Here is a 17,818-nt window from a genome sequence, read left to right as displayed (position 1 = left end):
GTATTAACGTACATAACTGTGTCTGAGAGGTCGATTATGGTCGGCCTCTTTTTATTTTAGGTAAAGAATTACTACAGTAACAAAATAAGAAAGACCCTTGATAAAGGGTACTTTTATAATCTGTTTCTTAAAATTTCCAATTTAGCATGACCTTTAGTAAATGATATGATAGGGAGAAACGGAGAATAAAGATGTAGTTGTCTTATTTCAGTGAATTTTTCTTTGAAAGTAGGTGTGAAAGGATTTGTTATGAGTAAAATTCATCATTCTATCAAAAGTATAATAAATAGTAATATTCCTTTTATGATTGGAAGATTTAAACAGAATTCTCCCATTGATATCTACCTTAAATATTATGGATTAGAAATTGGTGCCATTGATTATAGATACGGTTTTGTGAATTGTTGTGAAGAGAAAATCTTTGTTCAATCATTTAAACCTACAAACCCTCGTGCGATTGTTTTAGTTCTTCATGGTTATTTGGATCATACAGGTTCGATGAGTAATTTAATTAATTTTCTAGTGAAAAATAATTACCATGTGATTAGTTATGATTTGCAGGGACACGGGCTATCTAGTGGAAAAAGGGCATTTATTGAAAGTTTTGATCAGTATGCGGATGTCTTTATGGAAGTCTGTGAAACTTATATTAAACCATATGCTGCACTTCCAAAGTACTTAATTGCTCATAGTACAGGTGCAGCAATTTCAGTTGAATATTTGCGGCGGGCTTCTTCAACTTTTCATCATGTCATTTTGTTAGCTCCACTTATTCGTTCCTATGCATGGAATCTATCAAAAATTGGTTTAAATATTATGTCTCCATTTGTTAAGGAGTTACGGAGAGTATTTAAAGTAAACTCATCCAATTCAGAATATTTAAGATTTGTTAGAAGTGATCCCTTACAGCATAATAAAATTTCAATAAAATGGATAAAGGCCTTGTCTGCATGGGATAAAAAAATAATAAATTATCCAAAATTAGAAGACAGTCTTTTGGTCATTCAAGGTGATCGAGATAAAACGGTAGATTGGAAATATAATCTTAATTTTATAAGACATAAGTTCCCGAAAAGCCAAATTCGTATCATTAAACATGGTAATCATCAATTAATAAATGAAAACAATAGGTTAGTAGTTAGTGTATTGGACTGTATTTCAGAACAATTTCAACAGATAGATCATGTTCAGTCTTAGGACTGAGCTATTGTGTCGACATACTGTTTTAGGAAGTATTGTTCTTGCAATTTTGTGTAAAAAACCTCGATAATTTTTAGTTATCGAGGTTTTGATTATGCCTATTATTTTTTTGCAGCAAACTGAATGTCATGTAACGCTTGTTGCAAATCTGATCTTGTTTTGAGTTCACTGTCAATTTCAATACCGAGTTCAATCATTGTGTCAGCAATTTCCGGGCTGATTCCTGTTAAGATGGTAGAGCATCCTAATAATTTAATACCTTTGACAATTTTAAATAAATGGTTAACAACGGCTGTATCGACAAATGGAACACCTGAAATATCAATAATTAATTGTTCTGCTTTTAGCTCTTTCACACGAACGAGTGTTTTTTCACGGATTTTCCGTGCCCGGAATGTATCGACATTCCCAACAATTGGGAGTATACATACTTTATCAGCAATTGGAATAATCGGAACGGATAATTCATCAACCGTTTCGCGATGGCTTTTTAGTAATTCTTCTTTATAGCTGACGAAATATGCTGTATAAGAATCGATATATAAATCAATAATATCGTTTACACGGCGCTCTAAAGCAAAAAATTGGTCCATATCAAGCGTCTTTTCAGATTCATTATAAAAAGCTCGGATAGAGTTCCAGATGATGCCGCGAGATGATTGGAAAAGCTCCCAAGCTAAGTGCATTGGAAATTCAGTTTTAGCACTGCGGACGCCTCTTTCTTTAGCAACATCCATAATTTGTTCTGTTTTTAATTCGCTAATATTTTGAGCAACGAGCAGCATAATTGGATTACCGAATTTTTTGTAGTTTTCCGTCTCTCCATTTTCATTTAAAAGAGATATTAAATAGCTTTTAGTTGCTTGTAAGTATTGCATCCATTCACTTGTGTAAAAGTGGATATTGTTACTTAGGAATTCTGCTAAACTATGTTTTGTGTCAATGGTTTGTACCATAGAATCTCCTCCTGTAAATGGAACTGAATGTTTAAGTGTTTTTTTGAATGATAGAAAGAAAGTAGTTCCTTGTCCTTCTTCGCTTGTTACCCGTATTTTGGCATGATTATTTTGAATCGCATTAAAAACTTGTGCAAGCCCCATTCCTTTTCCATCTTGTTTCATTGTAAAGAACGGAGTACCGAGTAAACGTAATTTATCTTTTGGAATACCAACACCAGAATCTGAGATGCTAAGATGAATATTTTCATAGTCCTCAGTTTGTTCAATAACAAGTGTTCCACCTTTAGGCATTGCTTCAATAGCGTTTTTAATTAAATTGAACAAAGCCTTTTTGAGTTGATCTTTTTGGCCAATAATTCTGATATTTTCATTATCAAACTGTTTAATAACATTGATTGAATATAGTTGGTTTTGAAATAAAAGCAAAATAGATTCTATTTCAGTGCATATATTAAAATCTATTAATTCCTCTTGTGTAAATTCAGGCTTAGAGACGCTCATTAAATCATTTAAAATATGAATCGCTCGTTCTAACTCACTTAAAGCAATTTGCGAATATTCACTTTGATCCGTTTGACTAATTAATTGAAGAAATCCTTTTACGGCTGTTAAAGGATTGCGAACTTCGTGGGCAATTCCTGCTGCCATTTCCCCAATTGAGGATAATAAATGATTATTCAAATTTGTATGATCATGGTGATGTTGCAAATAGTGAAGATTAAATATATAGAGATAAATATTCTGTCCCTTTTGATCTTCCTGCGTTTTATGGAATAAAAAAAAGTAAGGTTGTGAATCGATTGTTGCCATAAATTCATTATGTTTACCCATGAAACATTCATGAAGTTTTGTTTTCACTTCTTTGTTTTTAATTTGATGAAACAAATAGTTTGTGTCACTTTCATCTGATAATAACAGCCTCTTTGCTTCATCATTAACACTTTGAATTGTACCATCAGGGTGAAGTTCAATTAGACCATATGAAATTTCATGAGCGGCGAGTGATGTGGTCAAAGTATCTAACCGTCCTTTCATTTAGCCATTTTACGGCCCTCACTTTCGTACCTACATTGACTGTGCTAGTAATATCAAATTCATCCATTAAGCGTTTCACTCCTGACAAGCCTAAGCCTAATCCTTTTTTTGAAGGAACTACATTATTTAAAGCATCATCAATATTCGCTATTCCGGGACCTCGATCAATAGCAATAATTTCAATTTCATAAGGCGGCATCGGATTAATAAAGATTTCTCCTTTATCAGCATAAAAAACAATATTGCGAGCTAATTCCATAATAGATACAACTAATTTGGTTTGATCGCTTTTATTTAGTCCGCAATTCTCTGCAACTCTTTTCCCAATTGTACTAGCCATGTACACATCATCTTCTCGATCAATAATGATTTTATACAAACTTCTATCAAATCCTTTTCTGTAATAAAAACAGGTAGATTTAGTTTAACAATATTTTAGCATATTTAGATAAGTCTTGGATAACGCTTTCGATAATACTGAAAAAAATTATGTATATCCTACATGAATGATTGGTAAATTACGAAAAGTTATATCTGCTTATTGGCGTTTTAAAAAGTCGTCTGCAAAAAATGGTTTCATGATACAATTATCAGGATGGTACATACAAATATTTTGATATAAGGGAGAGTTAGTAGTGAATTTATTATTTCCGTTGTTAGCTTTGCTTGGCGGAGCAGCTGTAGCAATTCAGAGTCAGATTAACGGAGGATTAGGGAAAAAAGTAGGTGTGTTAGAAGCTTCATTAATCTCTTTTGGAGTGGGAACAATCGCTTTATTATTTATTGTTTTATTCTGGGGGAAGGGAAATCTATTGTCTGTTACAGATGTTCCGAAGTGGCAATTAATTGGCGGCTTACTTGGAGCATTCTTTGTTGTTGTAACCGTTTTGGTTGTCCCCAAAATAGGTGTGGCTCCTGCTCTTATTGGAATTGTTGCCGGGCAAATCATTATTGGAGCAATTGTCGATCATTTTGGTCTATTTGGCGGGCAGCGTATCCCAATTAATATACAAAAAGTGGCTGCGATTGCTTTGTTGTTTGCTTCATTATACTTGTTTAATCATAAGTAGGTGTGTTCTAAATAGGTCCCTCTTTTAAATTCTTTTGAAGTCGGCACAATTCTTGCATATATAATCAATGACACAAAAGCTGAATATATATCAGTAAGTAGTGTTGTTAAATGAAGAAAGAATGGTTGCGACATGTGATTTGAAAGAATGAAAAAGAGAGAGGAGAAACATATGAGAGAAGTAGTTATTGTTGGAGCTGCAAGAACACCGATTGGTACGTTTGGAGGTAGTCTAGCCGGAGTATCAGCAGTCGAATTAGGAGTTGTGGCTGCGAAGGAAGCTATTAAACGTGCGAATATACAAGCTGATATGGTTGATGAAGTCTTGATAGGTAATATTTTATCAGCTGGTTTAGGACAAAATGTAGCACGCCAGGTGGCGATTCATGCTGGAATTCCGGAAACGACTCCTGCTTTAACTGTTAACAAACTATGCGGTTCAGGCCTTCGAACCGTGATTATGGGGGCGCAGTTTATTTCACTCGGTGATGCAGATGTGATTCTTGCGGGGGGAATCGAGAGTATGAGCAATGCCCCGTATCTTCTTCCTAATTATCGCTGGGGTCAGAGAGCAGGACATGCAGAAGCAGTTGATTCTATGATTTACGATGGCTTAACAGACGCTTTTAATCAATATCATATGGGGATAACAGCCGAGAATATTGCTGAAAAGTGGGAAATTAGCCGTGAAAGACAGGATGAATTTGCTTTACTTAGTCAACAAAAAGCGGAAAAGGCCCAGCTTGCTGGTCGATTTGATGCTGAAATTGCTGCTGTTGAAATCAAAAAGAAGGGCAAAACTATTGTGGTTAACCAAGATGAATATCCACGACATGGTTCGACAATAGAGCAGCTTGCTAAATTGCGCCCAGCTTTTAAAGAAAATGGAACTGTTACAGCAGGGAATGCATCTGGTATTAATGATGGCGGGGCGATGCTTGTGCTGATGGCAAAAGAAAAAGCTGAGCAGCTAGGGCTTAATATTTTAGCAACCATTACATCTTATGCGAATGCGGCTCTTGATCCGGCTATTATGGGGTATGCACCAGTACCGGCAGTGAAAAAAGCATTAACAAAAGCAGGATTAACAGTGAACGATATTGATGTAGTTGAATTGAATGAAGCATTTGCTGCCCAATCGCTTGCTGTACTTCAAGATCTGGAGTTAGATCCGCGTAAAGTAAATGTTAATGGTGGGGCTATTGCTTTAGGTCATCCAATCGGTGCATCTGGCGCTCGAATTTTAGTTACATTGCTGTATGAAATGAAGCGCAGTCAAGCAAAAAGAGGGCTTGCATCTTTATGTATTGGCGGCGGGCAAGGATCAGCTCTAGTGATAGAACGACATTAATTGTCTAATATGGTCAAATTTTCTTATTCCGTGTTATAATTTGTAAGGTGACATGGGGTAAGGAGAGTGAAGATGACTATTATTAAAAATCAGAAAGTTTCGGAAATTGAGTGGGAAGATATTTTAGAGTACGCCTACGACGGCTTCGTCATAGTCGATTCAGAGGGATATGTTCAAATACTAACTCAAGCGTATGCTGATTTTCTTGGTGTCAATCGGGAAAGTGCAGTAGGAAAGCATGTAACAGAAGTCATTGAAAATACCCGAATGCACATAGTGGCTAAAACAGGGAAGCCAGAGACAGCGGCGTTACAAAGAATTAAAGAAAATTATATTATTGCAACTAGATTACCAATATTGAAGAAAGGAAAAAGTGTAGGGGCTGTCGGGAAAATTTTATTTAAAAATGTAGGAGAATTCACAGCCTTGTCCAAACGAATCCAATCTCTTGAAAAGGAACTGAAAAAGTATAAAGGAGCGTTTCGTGAAGGCAATACAGCTTCTTATACATTTGATGGATTGATTGGTGAAAGCGAGGTGTTTTTGGAAGTAAAACAGCAGGCGAAACGAGTAGCAAAAAGTGATTCCAATGTATTGCTCCTAGGGGAAAGCGGTACAGGAAAGGAGCTGTTTGCCCACTCTATTCATAATGAAAGCCGGCGTTCTATGGGGGTTTTTGTGAAAGTGAATTGTGCTGCTATCCCGACAGAGCTTATAGAATCAGAGCTGTTTGGCTATGAAGACGGTTCATTTTCCGGTGCTAAAAAAGGTGGGAAAGCAGGGAAATTTGAAGCTGCAGATGGTGGGACTATTTTTCTTGATGAAATCGGTGAATTACCGATGCATATGCAGGTGAAATTATTACGGGTTTTACAAGAAAAGGAGATTGAGCGTATTGGATCTCCAAGGAGTATCTCGGTTGATGTAAGGGTCATTGCTGCGACTAATCGAAATTTAGCCGAAATGGTTGAAAAAGGTGAATTTCGACTTGATTTGTATTATCGGCTAAAGGTAATGGAACTGACCATACCTTCGTTAAAAGAGCGAAAAGAGGATATTAATATTTTAGTAAGATATTTTGTTGAAAAATATCAATGTATCATGAACAAATCTATTCAAGGTATAGATGATGAAACGCTGCGCTTCCTTTCTTCCTATTATTGGCCAGGAAACATACGGGAGTTAGAAAACGTGATTGAACGTGCGTTAAATATTGTAGAAGAGGGAGAAATGATTACAGCTGAACATTTACCCGAAGAAATAACAGGGGTTCAAGAGACCATTACGGTTCATCCGCTGGCTCAAGTGATGGAAGAAACAGAGCGAATGACGATTATAGCCTGTTTACGACTTACACAAGGAAATAAATCGGAAGCAGCCAAACAATTGGGGATTAGCCGCACAACACTGTATGAAAAAATGAATAAATATGGCTTACTACCTTAGAAAAGGTTTCCTCTTGAGTAAGAGGGAACTTTTTTATTGGTTATTTATCAAGAGAATATCACCGGTAAGGCATAGTTTATAAGTGAAAAGACAGATGTGTTAGATATTTCGTACAATGGAAGTAAAATAGCGTATTTTGTGTAGGGAAATCTGTACAGTATGGAAGAAATTTAGAGAATATTGTCTTAAAAATGAACAACTTTAGAAAATTTTTCAAGTAAACAACTAGAATTATTTGACAAAAATAGTATAAATTTTGCATAATTATATATAAGATGAAGAATATGGTAGGTTTTTGTAAAAAAATCTGTAAAAAGGCAGATAAACATATGTGTTTTTCAGAATATGCAAAAACCTCGTATAAGTTTAGAAGTTTTACATACAATTGCTTCGATGGTGTATGGCCATATCATTTTGGTTGCTGTTAGAGATTTGCTATATACACACTATTTTTAGTTTCAATTGATCCAAAGATTAATAGTATAAGAGGAGATGGAAAAATGGGGAAAGTTATATCATCATTAGACGATGCAATTAAACAGATTCAGGATGGAGCAACGATTGTTGTTGGCGGTTTTGGGTTATGTGGAATTCCGGAAAAGCTGATTCTTAGTTTACGTGATCAAGGGGTTAAAGACTTGACAATCGTTAGTAATAACTGTGGGATTGACGATTGCGGTTTAGGTTTATTATTAGAAAATAAACAAATTAAAAAAATGATGGCTTCGTATGTGGGAGAAAACAAATTGTTTGAACAGCAATTTTTAAGTGGTGAACTTGAGGTGGAGTTAATTCCCCAAGGTACACTGGCGGAGCGTTTAAGAGCAGGGGGAGCAGGGATTCCGGCTTTTTATACAGCAACAGGGGTTGGGACTGAGGTAGCAAAGGGAAAAGAGCATAAGGAGTTTGATGGAAAGACCTATATCATGGAACAAGGAATCGTAGGTGATTTCGCATTTGTTAAAGCATGGAAGGCAGATCCTTTTGGCAATCTTGTCTTTCGAAAAACAGCACGAAATTTTAATCCAGTCGTAGCGACAGCTGGAAAGATTACAATTGCTGAAGTAGAAGAGTTAGTTGAAATAGGTGAACTTGATCCAGATGAAATTCATACACCAGGCGTGTATGTTCAAAAAGTTTTTGTAGGGGAAAATTATGAAAAACGAATCGAAAAGCTTACGACAGCTAATGCATAAAGGAGAGAAGCGATAATGACAAATCGAAATGCAATTTTAAAACGTGCGGTTAAAGAAATACAAGATGGAATGTGCGTTAACCTAGGAATTGGTATGCCAACTTTAATTGCTAATATGATACCGGATGATTTCAATGTTATGCTTCAATCGGAAAATGGATTACTTGGTATCGGTGCATATCCGAAGGAGTCGGAAGTTGATCCAGATTTAATTAATGCAGGGAAAGAAACCGTAACAGCGAGATTAGGTGCTTCATTTTTTGATAGTGCTGAATCCTTTGCGATGATTCGAGGCGGACATATTGATTTAGCCATTCTTGGTGGAATGGAAGTTTCACAAAATGGTGATTTAGCAAACTGGATGATTCCAGGGAAGTTAGTAAAAGGAATGGGGGGCGCGATGGATTTAGTGCAAGGAGCTAAACGAATCGTTGTCATTATGGACCATGTTAATAAACACGGTGAATCTAAGGTTAAGAAAACGTGTACGCTTCCTTTAACAGGTCAAGGTGTTGTGCAATGTTTAATTACGGAACTTGCTGTGTTCCAATTTACTAACGGTAAAATGGAATTAGTGGAATTACAAGAAGGTGTTACGTTAGAAGAAGTACAAGAAAAAACGGAAGCTGATTTTATTGTAAGTGAGTCATTGAAGATTAACAGTTAATTTTCATTATTATAAAAGGGGAAGCCGCGGTATGTGGCTTCTCTTTTTTGTTCTTGTTAAACGAATAATAGCTACATATAAGAAACAAACTATGGATATTTGTAAATAGTAAAGTGGCGGTGATGTTTTTTGAAGCAAGTGGATTGTGTGATAATCGGTGGTGGAATTGCAGGTTTGCAGGCGGCGATTCAGTTAGGAAGGTATAAACATGATGTCCTAGTGATTGATTCGAATCAAGGCAGATCAACAATATGCAGGTGTTACCATAATATTTTAGGTTGGCCGGACGGTGTAAGTGGACAAGAAATCAGGAAGCTAGGCAAGTTGCATGCAGAGAAATATGGAGTTCAGTTTTTACATGATGTAGTAACCACGTTAAAAAAAGAAAGCGATCATTTTTATTTAGAAACAGAGCAGCATGCCACATTCGAAGCAAAAACGATTTTTTTGGCAACAGGTCTTGTCGACCACTTTCCTAAATTGGAGAATTTAGTAACCTGCCTTGGTACTGATATATATGTATGTCCCGATTGCGATGGGTATGAAGTTTCAGGTAAAAAAACGGTAGTATTAGGTGCTGGGAATACAGGAGCTGATATGGCGGTTACATTGGCTTACTGGTCAAATGATATTATTTATATTAATCATAATCAGTCGGCGATTGACATAACTAAGCTTGATGAGTTAGAAAAGCATCGTATTAAAATTATTCATGAACAAATTGAAAAAATTATATTGGATGAAAAACAGCATTTTGCTGGGGTCTTGCTAAAGAACGGTGAAGTTGTGGAGGCGGAACGTGGTTTTATCGGGTTTGGTGGAAATAAAATTAACTATGAACTGGCCGAAGCCGTAGGTATTGAGTTGACCGAAAATAAACATGTATTACTTAACCCACGTACAAAAGAAACGAATATAAAGGGTGTGTGGGCAGGCGGCGATTTAGCAGCACACTCTGAGCAAGTAACCATTGCAATGGGCGATGGCTCTCAAGCAGCAATTTGGATTCATAAAAGATTACTGGAACAGTAATGCAAGAAAAAAATCCCTAGGATGTACTTCCTTAGGGACTTTTTTCTTATCATGAATTGATTAGTATAATAAATGACTCTACTTATATTTTAAATTTATTAACGATTTCTTGTAATTCTACAGCAAGCTTAGATAAAGAATTAGCAGAATGCGTAACTTCTTGCATAGCGGCCAACTGTTCTTCCGTCGTTGCAGCTACTTGCTGAGATTGGTAAGATGCTTCTTTCATTGTATGGGTATTATTTGTAACAGTAGCTGAAACTTCTTGGGCACCAGCCGACATTTGCTGTACGGTTGCAGCCATATCGGTTAATTGCTGTTTCATCTGTTCCATCGCAGTGACAATTTCTTGGAAGCTTACTTCTGTTTTGCTGACGATTTCCAGTCCGTCTTGAACTTCAACTTTTACTTGGTTCATCGATTCTGTTGAACGAGCCATATTCAGTTGAATATCCTTAATTAGATCAGAAATTTGATGTGAAGAATTTTGCGATTGTTCAGCGAGTTTACGTACTTCCTCTGCGACAACAGCAAACCCTTTTCCGTGTTCGCCAGCACGTGCAGCTTCGATAGCAGCATTTAATGCTAATAGATTTGTTTGATCAGCAATATCAGTAATGACTTTAGAAATTTCACCGATTTCATTTGAACTTGAATCGAGCAATTGCAGCACTTGGCCGCTTTCGTTTACTTTGTTGTTAATCGAGTTGATTTGTTTTACCGTTTGTTCAACATAGACATTTCCTTGCTGTGCTTTCTCAGCAATCATTGTTCCTGCTTCCGAAATAGTCGCAGAGTTTTCAGCTAAATTTTGAATACCAATCGTTACTTCATCTAAAGATTGTGAGCTTTCTTGTAAGCTATTCGTGCTATCTTCCGCACCCGTTGCAATCAATTGAATTGCATGTGTAATTTCTTCTGTTGCTTTGCTTGTTTCTTCTGCACTCGCAGACAATTGTTCTGAAGAGGCCGCAACGTGCTCGGTAGAATTGTTAACATGGGCTAGTAGTACTTTTGTGTTCGCTCTCATTTTATTAAAATCTTCTGTTAAGGAGCCAATTTCATCTTTTGTCGTTACTTTTATATCTTCACCTGAAAAATCACCTTCAGCTGCACGATTTAATTCACCGCTAATTTGAATAATAGGTTTTGTAAAACGTACAGAGAAATAGTAAGCGACAATACTACCGAGAACAATTGCGATCGCGGCCACAATTAAGACAATGTTAGCAATTTCAGAAGCGCTGCTATTGAATTCTGAAAGATAGGCGGTTGAAGCAATCGTCCATCCCCAGTAAGGGTCGCGTTCTACATAAGAGACTTTGTCTTCCGTTTTATTTTTCGATTCGTTTAACCATTTATAGTAAAGAAAACCGCCTTCTTTCCCTATAGCAACGGTTTCTTGACCTACCATGACGCCATCTTCTGATTTCGAATCATAAATGTTTTGACCTTCTGTAAATGGGTGCATGACAAGTGTAGCTTCGTCATCGGATGCATAGATATAGCCTTCTTTTCCGAAGGTGTATTCTTCTTTCAATGTGCGTGTATTATCGGCGCCTTTTTCACCGTATAATTCCACACGAAGTTTTTCTTGCGCTTCTTCTAATGTCATATTTTTAGCCTGAACTTCTTGGTTTAATAGGCTAATCATTCCAAGGACCATTTCGGTGCTTCGCTTTAGTTGATCTTGTCCAGCTTCATTTAGCTGTTTTTTTGAACTGACATAAGTACTTATACCTAGAATGGTCGTCGGAACAATCAAAATGATTACGCATAACATAATTAATTTTGTCCGAATAGATGTGGGTTTTTTCCTCATAATACGTGCTCCTTCGTGAAGTTTTAAATAAAAAAGTTCTTTATTTAATATCGGCACTTTTGAACTATTGTTAATGGGTAATTTCGGAATTTGCCAAAAAATATTAAATAAATGTTGGTTTTGTTATGGGGCGTTTTTGATTTTTTATGTGAGGCCCTAGTCTCGCACACCTTTTAGCGAAGCCTAAATGTTAAATATGTACAGGTGATTTGGGTTCTGCTGCTTTCTTGCTAAATGCAGATTAAGGATCTCTCTAAGTAGAGTTTTGCTTTATTTTGCATGCTGGATAGCATAGGAGTGTTCGTTAATAATAAATATAAATATTAATGAAGAAAGGTGACATCATGATTTATATTTATGATGATTTTGCGGGAACACATAGTACGGCTCTAGCGGCAGCTTATCATTTGAAAAAGTTGCCTACCGACCGAAAGCTTACGAAAGAAGAGATTTTGCAGGTGGATTACTTTAATCAATTAACACCTGCTGATATGGGAAGGCTTATTTTTCATGGAATAGATGATGAGGGACATTCTGTTTATACAATAGGAAGAAAAAATTCAAAGCTTGTTGTTCCAGCTTTAAAAAATTTAAGTATAATGTTGCAAAATCATTTTCGGGAGGAAGAAAAAGTTATTTTCTCAAATACTTCTCCGACTGTTCCATTCGCTATGACAATGGGAGGGCTATTCTCTAGACGGTTAAAAATTGATTTCATTGGTGTTCCTTTATTAGTACTAGGGGCTAAACAATGCTGTCATGATATCCTTCGTCTAGTCCAATATACAAAAGAAGTAGGAGCATCTACACATACAGAGGTGACAGTATTAGAGAATAAAAGCTTTACATAGAATATCTTTTTATGAAGTGAATTGGATTCATTGTTGTATAATTTTTCATAAGGGGGAGAGAAGAATGGAGCAGTATATTCTTTCAATAGATCAAGGAACAACGAGTTCGCGAGCGCTTTTGTTTAATCGTGCTGGTGATATTGTTCATATGTCCCAAAGGGAGTTTACGCAGTATTTCCCAAAGCCAGGCTGGGTGGAACATAATGCTAGTGAAATTTTGGGGAGTGTATTAGCTGTTATTGCAAGCGCTTTAGCGGAGTCTGGCATTACCCCCGCGCAAATTGCTGGAATCGGAATTACGAACCAGCGTGAAACGACGGTCGTTTGGGATAAACAGACAGGAACGCCTATTTATCATGCGATTGTTTGGCAGTCGCGGCAAACGCAGGATATTTGTCAACAATTAAAAGATCAGGGATATGAGAAGGTCATTCGGGATAAAACAGGTTTGCTGATTGATGCGTATTTTTCCGGAACGAAAGTGAAGTGGATTTTGGATCATGTGGAGGGGGCTAGGGAAAAAGCGGAGAAGGGTGAGCTATTATTTGGAACAATTGATACATGGCTCATTTGGAAGCTATCTGGCGGGAAAGCTCATGTAACCGATTATTCAAATGCATCACGAACATTGATGTACAATATTTATGATTTGAACTGGGACGATGAATTGCTTAAGATTTTAACCATTCCGGCTTCCATGCTTCCTGAAGTGAGACCCTCTTCAGAAGTGTATGCTCATACGGTCAGCCATCATTTCTTTGGACATAATATTCCGATTGCGGGGGCGGCTGGTGACCAGCAAGCAGCTCTCTTCGGTCAGGCATGTTTTGAGGATGGAATGGCGAAAAACACGTATGGTACGGGATGCTTTATGTTAATGAATACTGGTGAGAGAGCGGTAAAATCACAACATGGTTTGTTAACGACGATTGCTTGGGGAATTAACGGGAAAGTTGAATATGCGTTAGAAGGCAGTATTTTTGTAGCTGGATCTGCTATTCAGTGGCTTCGTGACGGATTAAGGATGTTCAAAGAGGCGAAGGATAGTGAAGCGTATGCAAAGAAAGTACAATCGACTGATGGCGTATATGTTGTTCCTGCTTTTGTTGGATTAGGTACACCTTATTGGGACAGTGATGTGCGCGGTGCTGTATTCGGTTTGACCCGCGGAACGTCAAAGGAGCATTTTATTCGAGCGACTTTAGAATCTCTAGCTTATCAAACGAAAGATGTATTAAGCGCAATGGAAGCGGATTCTGGTATTTCTTTGAAAAAGCTTCGAGTAGATGGAGGAGCAGTAAAGAACGATTTCTTAATGGGTTTTCAAAGCGATTTATTAGGTGTTCCGGTTGATAGACCAGTGATTAATGAAACGACAGCATTAGGTGCAGCTTATTTAGCGGGAATGGCGATAGGGTTTTGGGAAAGTCAAGCCGATATTAGGAAGAAATGGAGACTAGACCGGGAATTTAGTGCAACTATGGATGAAGAACAGCGAAAGCAACTGTATGAAGGATGGAAAAAAGCGGTCCATGCTGCGATGATGTTTAAATGATAGGTTTATAGAATATCGTTAATTTGAAATTGAAAATTAAATAAAATCATTGGATGATTCATATTGTTTAATGAATTGATAAAACAATATTTAACATTTAATATATATAATGGTATGATAGTTCCGATTCATCATGCTGTTGAAAAGAGGGCCACATAGACACCTATTGAGTGATCTGGTGGTCTTTTTCATAATTGGAGGGGAAATAATGACCCAAACATATATGAACCGATTGCAATTGTTACAGAAAATGAGTGAAAAGCAATATGATCTATTAATCATTGGAGGGGGAATTACGGGTGCGGGCATTGCTTTGGATGCTGTGACCCGAGGGATGGAGGTTGGTCTTTTTGAGATGCAAGATTTTGCTGCCGGTACTTCTAGTCGTTCCACCAAGCTCATTCATGGCGGCTTACGTTATTTAAAGCAAGGGGAAGTTAAGCTGGTGGCGGAAGTGGGTAAAGAACGAGCAATTGTTTATGAAAATGGTCCGCACGTCACGAAACCAGAATGGATGTTGCTTCCAGTGTATAAGGATGGGGAGCTCGGACCACGTAGTATCTCCGTTGGGTTAAAGGCCTATGACTTTCTTGCTGCTGTTAAGAAACAAGAGCGAAGAAGGATGCTATCTAAGGAACAGATGGTAAAGCAAGAGCCTCTACTTAAAGAGCAAGGTTTACAAGGGGGCGGTTATTATGTTGAATATCGGACGGATGATGCACGGTTAACGATTGAAGTGATTAAACGAGCAGCTGAGTTGGGTGCAGATTTGCTAAATTATACGAAAGTCATAGATTTTCTATATGAGGATAGGAAGGTAGCAGGGGTTGTTGTTGAGGATATTCAGACAGGAAATCGTTATGATATTCGAGCTAAAAAAGTAGTCAATGCAACTGGAGCCTGGGTCGATTCATTAAGAGAAAAAGATGGATCAAACGAAGGGAAAACACTGAAATTGACAAAAGGAGTCCATGTTGTCATTGATCAGTCACGCTTTCCTTTAAAGCAAGCCATTTATTTTGATACAGAAGACGGCAGAATGGTATTTGCGATTCCGAGAGAGGGAAAAGTATATGTGGGAACAACCGATACTTTTTATGATAAAGATCCTATTCGGCCGCTCATTACTGAGGAAGATCGGATGTATATATTAAAGGCGATTCATTTCATATTTCCAAAACTAACCTTAAGTGCCCAAGATATTGAATCAAGCTGGGCCGGTATTCGCCCGCTCATTCATGAAGAAGGAAAAGGCCCTTCGGAAATTTCACGAAAAGATGAAATTTGGGTTTCGAAATCTGGCCTTATTACGATTGCTGGTGGAAAATTAACAGGATATCGCAAAATGGCAGAAATGATTGTCAATCTGCTTACGAGACAATTCAAAGATGAACAATACAAATTATTTGGCAAGTGTGTCACGAGAAAGCTTCCTATATCGGGAGGAGACGTAGGCGGCTCTCATTATTTTGAAGCCTACATTTCTAAGTATACAAAAGAAGGGATAAAGCTAGGTCTAACAGAACGTGAAGCAAGATACCTCACAAGATTATATGGGTCTAATATTTCGAAGATTTATCAAATTATTAAAGATGGCAAAAACGATATAGAAAAATATCAGTTCACTCCTGAAGTATTCGCTAGATTAGTTTACGGGATACAAGAAGAATATGTTGTAACACCTGTTGATTTCTTTGTACGACGAACAAGTGCCCTTTTATTTCAAATAGATTGGGTATATAGATGGAAGGAAGCAGTTAGTCGATATATGTGCGATGTGTTCGGTTGGAGTGAAAGAGAAATATCGAAGTATAAGGAGGAATTGGAGCAAGAGATATGGAATGCAACCCATGTAAGTGATGTATGACAGAAAGAACAAAAGTGTCAGCACTTTCATTAACCGTTGATAAGTGCTGAATCTAGAAATCGCTGTATTCCTTTTTAATTCTGTTATCTAAATTAAGATGTAATGCGAAGTTAACAATACTGACTCTGATTGGTCAGTATTGTTGATTTTTTTAAATGACTTTAGAATTAGTATCTGATTCTTTTATATCTGAATCTTCCGTTTTTTCTGTATAATCATAGGCATGTTTCACAGGGATGAAGAAGAAAGCGATAGAAGCGATGACACCAGGTATAGCAAAGGCAAGGAAATTAATTTGAATCGGTAAATTCATCGTAAGTAAGATTCCGCCAATAGTTGGTCCGAGAATGGCGCCTATTCTTCCTATGCCGGAAGCAACCCCTAAGGCAGTTGAACGTAAAAATGGTGGATAATATTGAGAAACATAGGCATTGGCGATATTTTGTGCGCCTACTGTACAAGCTCCAGTAATAGCGACAAGAAGACAAATCACCCATAGGTCGCTTTTAAAGCTCATCAGAAATAAGCAAATCGCACCGATTGTGTACATTGGAACAAGCATTTTTTTAGAACCATATCGATCAGCAAGTTTAGCTATTATAAGTGTCCCAACAATTGTTCCAGCGTGCATAATGATTAAGAACGAAAGACTTGAATTTAAGCCATAGCCTGCTTGCATCATTAATTTTGGGAGCCATGTGCTTAATCCATAAACGACTAATAAGCACATGAAGTATGCAATCCAAAACATACTTGTACTAAGAGCACGGTTATTTTTAAATAGTTGAATAACAGGAATGCCTGCTTGTTGTTTTATATCTATTTTTTCAAAGTGATCCTTTTCCGTATAGTTACCGGCAGGGTTGATTTTATTCATAATCTGGCGTAATTCTTTTGTACGTCCCTTTGCAGCTAAGAAAACAGTTGCATCAGGAAGATGCTTCCATATGAAAGGTAAAAGAATAAGAGGTGCAGCAGTAATCATATAGACGATTTCCCATCCGTAGCTTGGGATGAGATAGATTGAAAGTGCAGGAGCCAGCATTCCCCCAACGGAATAGCCGCAAAGTATAATCGATACAGTTAAACTACGCATCGATTTAGGGGAGTAGTCTGTCATTAAAGCAATTACATTTGGCATAATCCCGCCAAGCCCGAGTCCTGCAATAAATCGATAGGTAGAAAAAGTGGTAGGTGAATCAGCTGTACCGCATAGTCCAGTGAATAGACTAAATAGGACAAAACAAATAAGGATAACATTTTTCCTGCCAACTCGGTCAGCGAGAGGACCGAAGAAAAAAGCCCCAATCATAACACCAATTAATCCATAACTTCCCATGGCGCCAGCTTCAACATTCGATAATCCCCAATCTTCAATCAGAACGGGCAGTACAGCTCCATAAACGGCAAGATCATAACCATCTAAAATGATAATGAATGTCCCCCAAAAGAGTATCATGGCGTGAAAGCGGTTAAATTTGCTGTTTTCAATGATATGGTTTGTGTTTAAATTAGACAAATAATTTCCCCCTTTGTGTTGCAGTATCAATAAAGCGCTTTCAAATTTGTGAAAATAGGTTTCTAACAGAATAAAATACGCTTATAGGAAACAATGTTTCTTTATAGTGATTATATAGGCGGTTTTTAAATTTTTCAACTCGAAATTCACAAAATTGTAAAAAAATAAAAGATTGTGAAATAGGAAACTTGTAAAAAGTGTATTATAACAACATTGCTATTAAAAAGTATCATGAAAATTCACAAAAAAA

14 protein-coding genes are annotated in these 17,818 nt (G+C 37.1%); 10 read left to right on the top strand and 4 right to left on the bottom strand.

Annotated features, from left to right (window positions below; genetic code table 11):
* Positions 1 to 249: 249 nt before the first annotated feature.
* Positions 250 to 1,197 carry an alpha/beta fold hydrolase gene (locus D1953_RS06465; RefSeq protein ID WP_142920440.1) on the top strand — a complete coding sequence of 316 codons (948 nt, stop codon included), beginning with the start codon at positions 250 to 252 and terminating at the stop codon, positions 1,195 to 1,197.
* A gap of 104 nt (positions 1,198 to 1,301) precedes the next feature.
* On the opposite strand, the gene D1953_RS06460 is transcribed toward D1953_RS06465, so the two are convergent.
* A complete protein-coding gene (locus tag D1953_RS06460) occupies positions 1,302 to 3,173 on the bottom strand; it encodes an ATP-binding protein (RefSeq protein WP_245979955.1) in 1,872 nt (623 codons plus the stop codon).
* A complete protein-coding gene (locus D1953_RS06455) occupies positions 3,148 to 3,573 on the bottom strand; it encodes an anti-sigma regulatory factor (protein WP_119116349.1) in 426 nt (141 codons plus the stop codon). The genes D1953_RS06460 and D1953_RS06455 overlap by 26 nt, the downstream gene beginning before the upstream one ends.
* Positions 3,574 to 3,829: 256 nt before the next feature.
* Between D1953_RS06455 and D1953_RS06450 the strand changes: the two genes are divergently transcribed.
* The 6 genes from D1953_RS06450 to D1953_RS06425 all read left to right on the top strand — a co-directional run bounded on the left by D1953_RS06450 (position 3,830) and on the right by D1953_RS06425 (position 9,954).
* Positions 3,830 to 4,264 carry a DMT family transporter gene (locus D1953_RS06450; RefSeq protein WP_119116348.1) on the top strand — a complete coding sequence of 145 codons (435 nt, stop codon included), beginning with the start codon at positions 3,830 to 3,832 and terminating at the stop codon, positions 4,262 to 4,264.
* Positions 4,265 to 4,435: 171 nt separating this feature from the next.
* Complete coding sequence (locus D1953_RS06445; protein WP_119116347.1) at positions 4,436 to 5,614, top strand: acetyl-CoA C-acetyltransferase; 1,179 nt, start codon at positions 4,436 to 4,438, stop codon at positions 5,612 to 5,614.
* A 72-nt stretch (positions 5,615 to 5,686) separates the two neighbouring features.
* Positions 5,687 to 7,060, top strand: a complete 1,374-nt coding sequence (locus D1953_RS06440; protein WP_119116346.1) for a sigma-54 interaction domain-containing protein — start codon at positions 5,687 to 5,689, stop codon at positions 7,058 to 7,060.
* A 500-nt stretch (positions 7,061 to 7,560) separates the two neighbouring features.
* Entirely contained in the window at positions 7,561 to 8,256 is a 696-nt protein-coding gene (locus tag D1953_RS06435; protein WP_119116345.1) for a CoA transferase subunit A, read from the top strand.
* Between the two features lie 15 nt (positions 8,257 to 8,271).
* Positions 8,272 to 8,922 carry a 3-oxoacid CoA-transferase subunit B gene (locus tag D1953_RS06430; RefSeq protein ID WP_119116344.1) on the top strand — a complete coding sequence of 217 codons (651 nt, stop codon included), beginning with the start codon at positions 8,272 to 8,274 and terminating at the stop codon, positions 8,920 to 8,922.
* A 129-nt stretch (positions 8,923 to 9,051) separates the two neighbouring features.
* Positions 9,052 to 9,954, top strand: a complete 903-nt coding sequence (locus D1953_RS06425) for an NAD(P)/FAD-dependent oxidoreductase (RefSeq protein ID WP_119116343.1) — start codon at positions 9,052 to 9,054, stop codon at positions 9,952 to 9,954.
* A gap of 82 nt (positions 9,955 to 10,036) precedes the next feature.
* Here D1953_RS06425 and D1953_RS06420 read toward each other — a convergent pair whose 3' ends face one another.
* Complete coding sequence (locus D1953_RS06420; RefSeq protein WP_119116342.1) at positions 10,037 to 11,776, bottom strand: methyl-accepting chemotaxis protein; 1,740 nt, start codon at positions 11,774 to 11,776, stop codon at positions 10,037 to 10,039.
* A gap of 344 nt (positions 11,777 to 12,120) precedes the next feature.
* Between D1953_RS06420 and D1953_RS06415 the strand changes: the two genes are divergently transcribed.
* The 3 genes from D1953_RS06415 (at position 12,121) to D1953_RS06405 (ending at position 16,049) form a co-directional block, all read left to right on the top strand.
* On the top strand, positions 12,121 to 12,627 hold the full coding sequence (locus D1953_RS06415; RefSeq protein WP_119116662.1) for a DUF3189 family protein: 507 nt from the start codon (positions 12,121 to 12,123) through the stop codon (positions 12,625 to 12,627).
* Between the two features lie 64 nt (positions 12,628 to 12,691).
* Positions 12,692 to 14,182: a glycerol kinase GlpK gene (gene glpK, locus D1953_RS06410; protein ID WP_119116341.1), complete on the top strand. Its 1,491-nt coding sequence runs from the start codon at positions 12,692 to 12,694 to the stop codon at positions 14,180 to 14,182.
* A gap of 208 nt (positions 14,183 to 14,390) precedes the next feature.
* Positions 14,391 to 16,049: a glycerol-3-phosphate dehydrogenase/oxidase gene (locus tag D1953_RS06405; protein WP_119116340.1), complete on the top strand. Its 1,659-nt coding sequence runs from the start codon at positions 14,391 to 14,393 to the stop codon at positions 16,047 to 16,049.
* A gap of 151 nt (positions 16,050 to 16,200) precedes the next feature.
* Here D1953_RS06405 and D1953_RS06400 read toward each other — a convergent pair whose 3' ends face one another.
* Positions 16,201 to 17,568 carry an MFS transporter gene (locus tag D1953_RS06400; protein ID WP_119116339.1) on the bottom strand — a complete coding sequence of 456 codons (1,368 nt, stop codon included), beginning with the start codon at positions 17,566 to 17,568 and terminating at the stop codon, positions 16,201 to 16,203.
* Positions 17,569 to 17,818 lie beyond the last annotated feature (250 nt).

The organism is Peribacillus asahii (assembly GCF_003570725.1).
Classification (GTDB): domain Bacteria; phylum Bacillota; class Bacilli; order Bacillales; family DSM-1321; genus Peribacillus; species Peribacillus asahii.
Note: the sequence above shows the minus strand (reverse complement) of the source record. Positions and strands in the feature narration are given on the sequence as shown.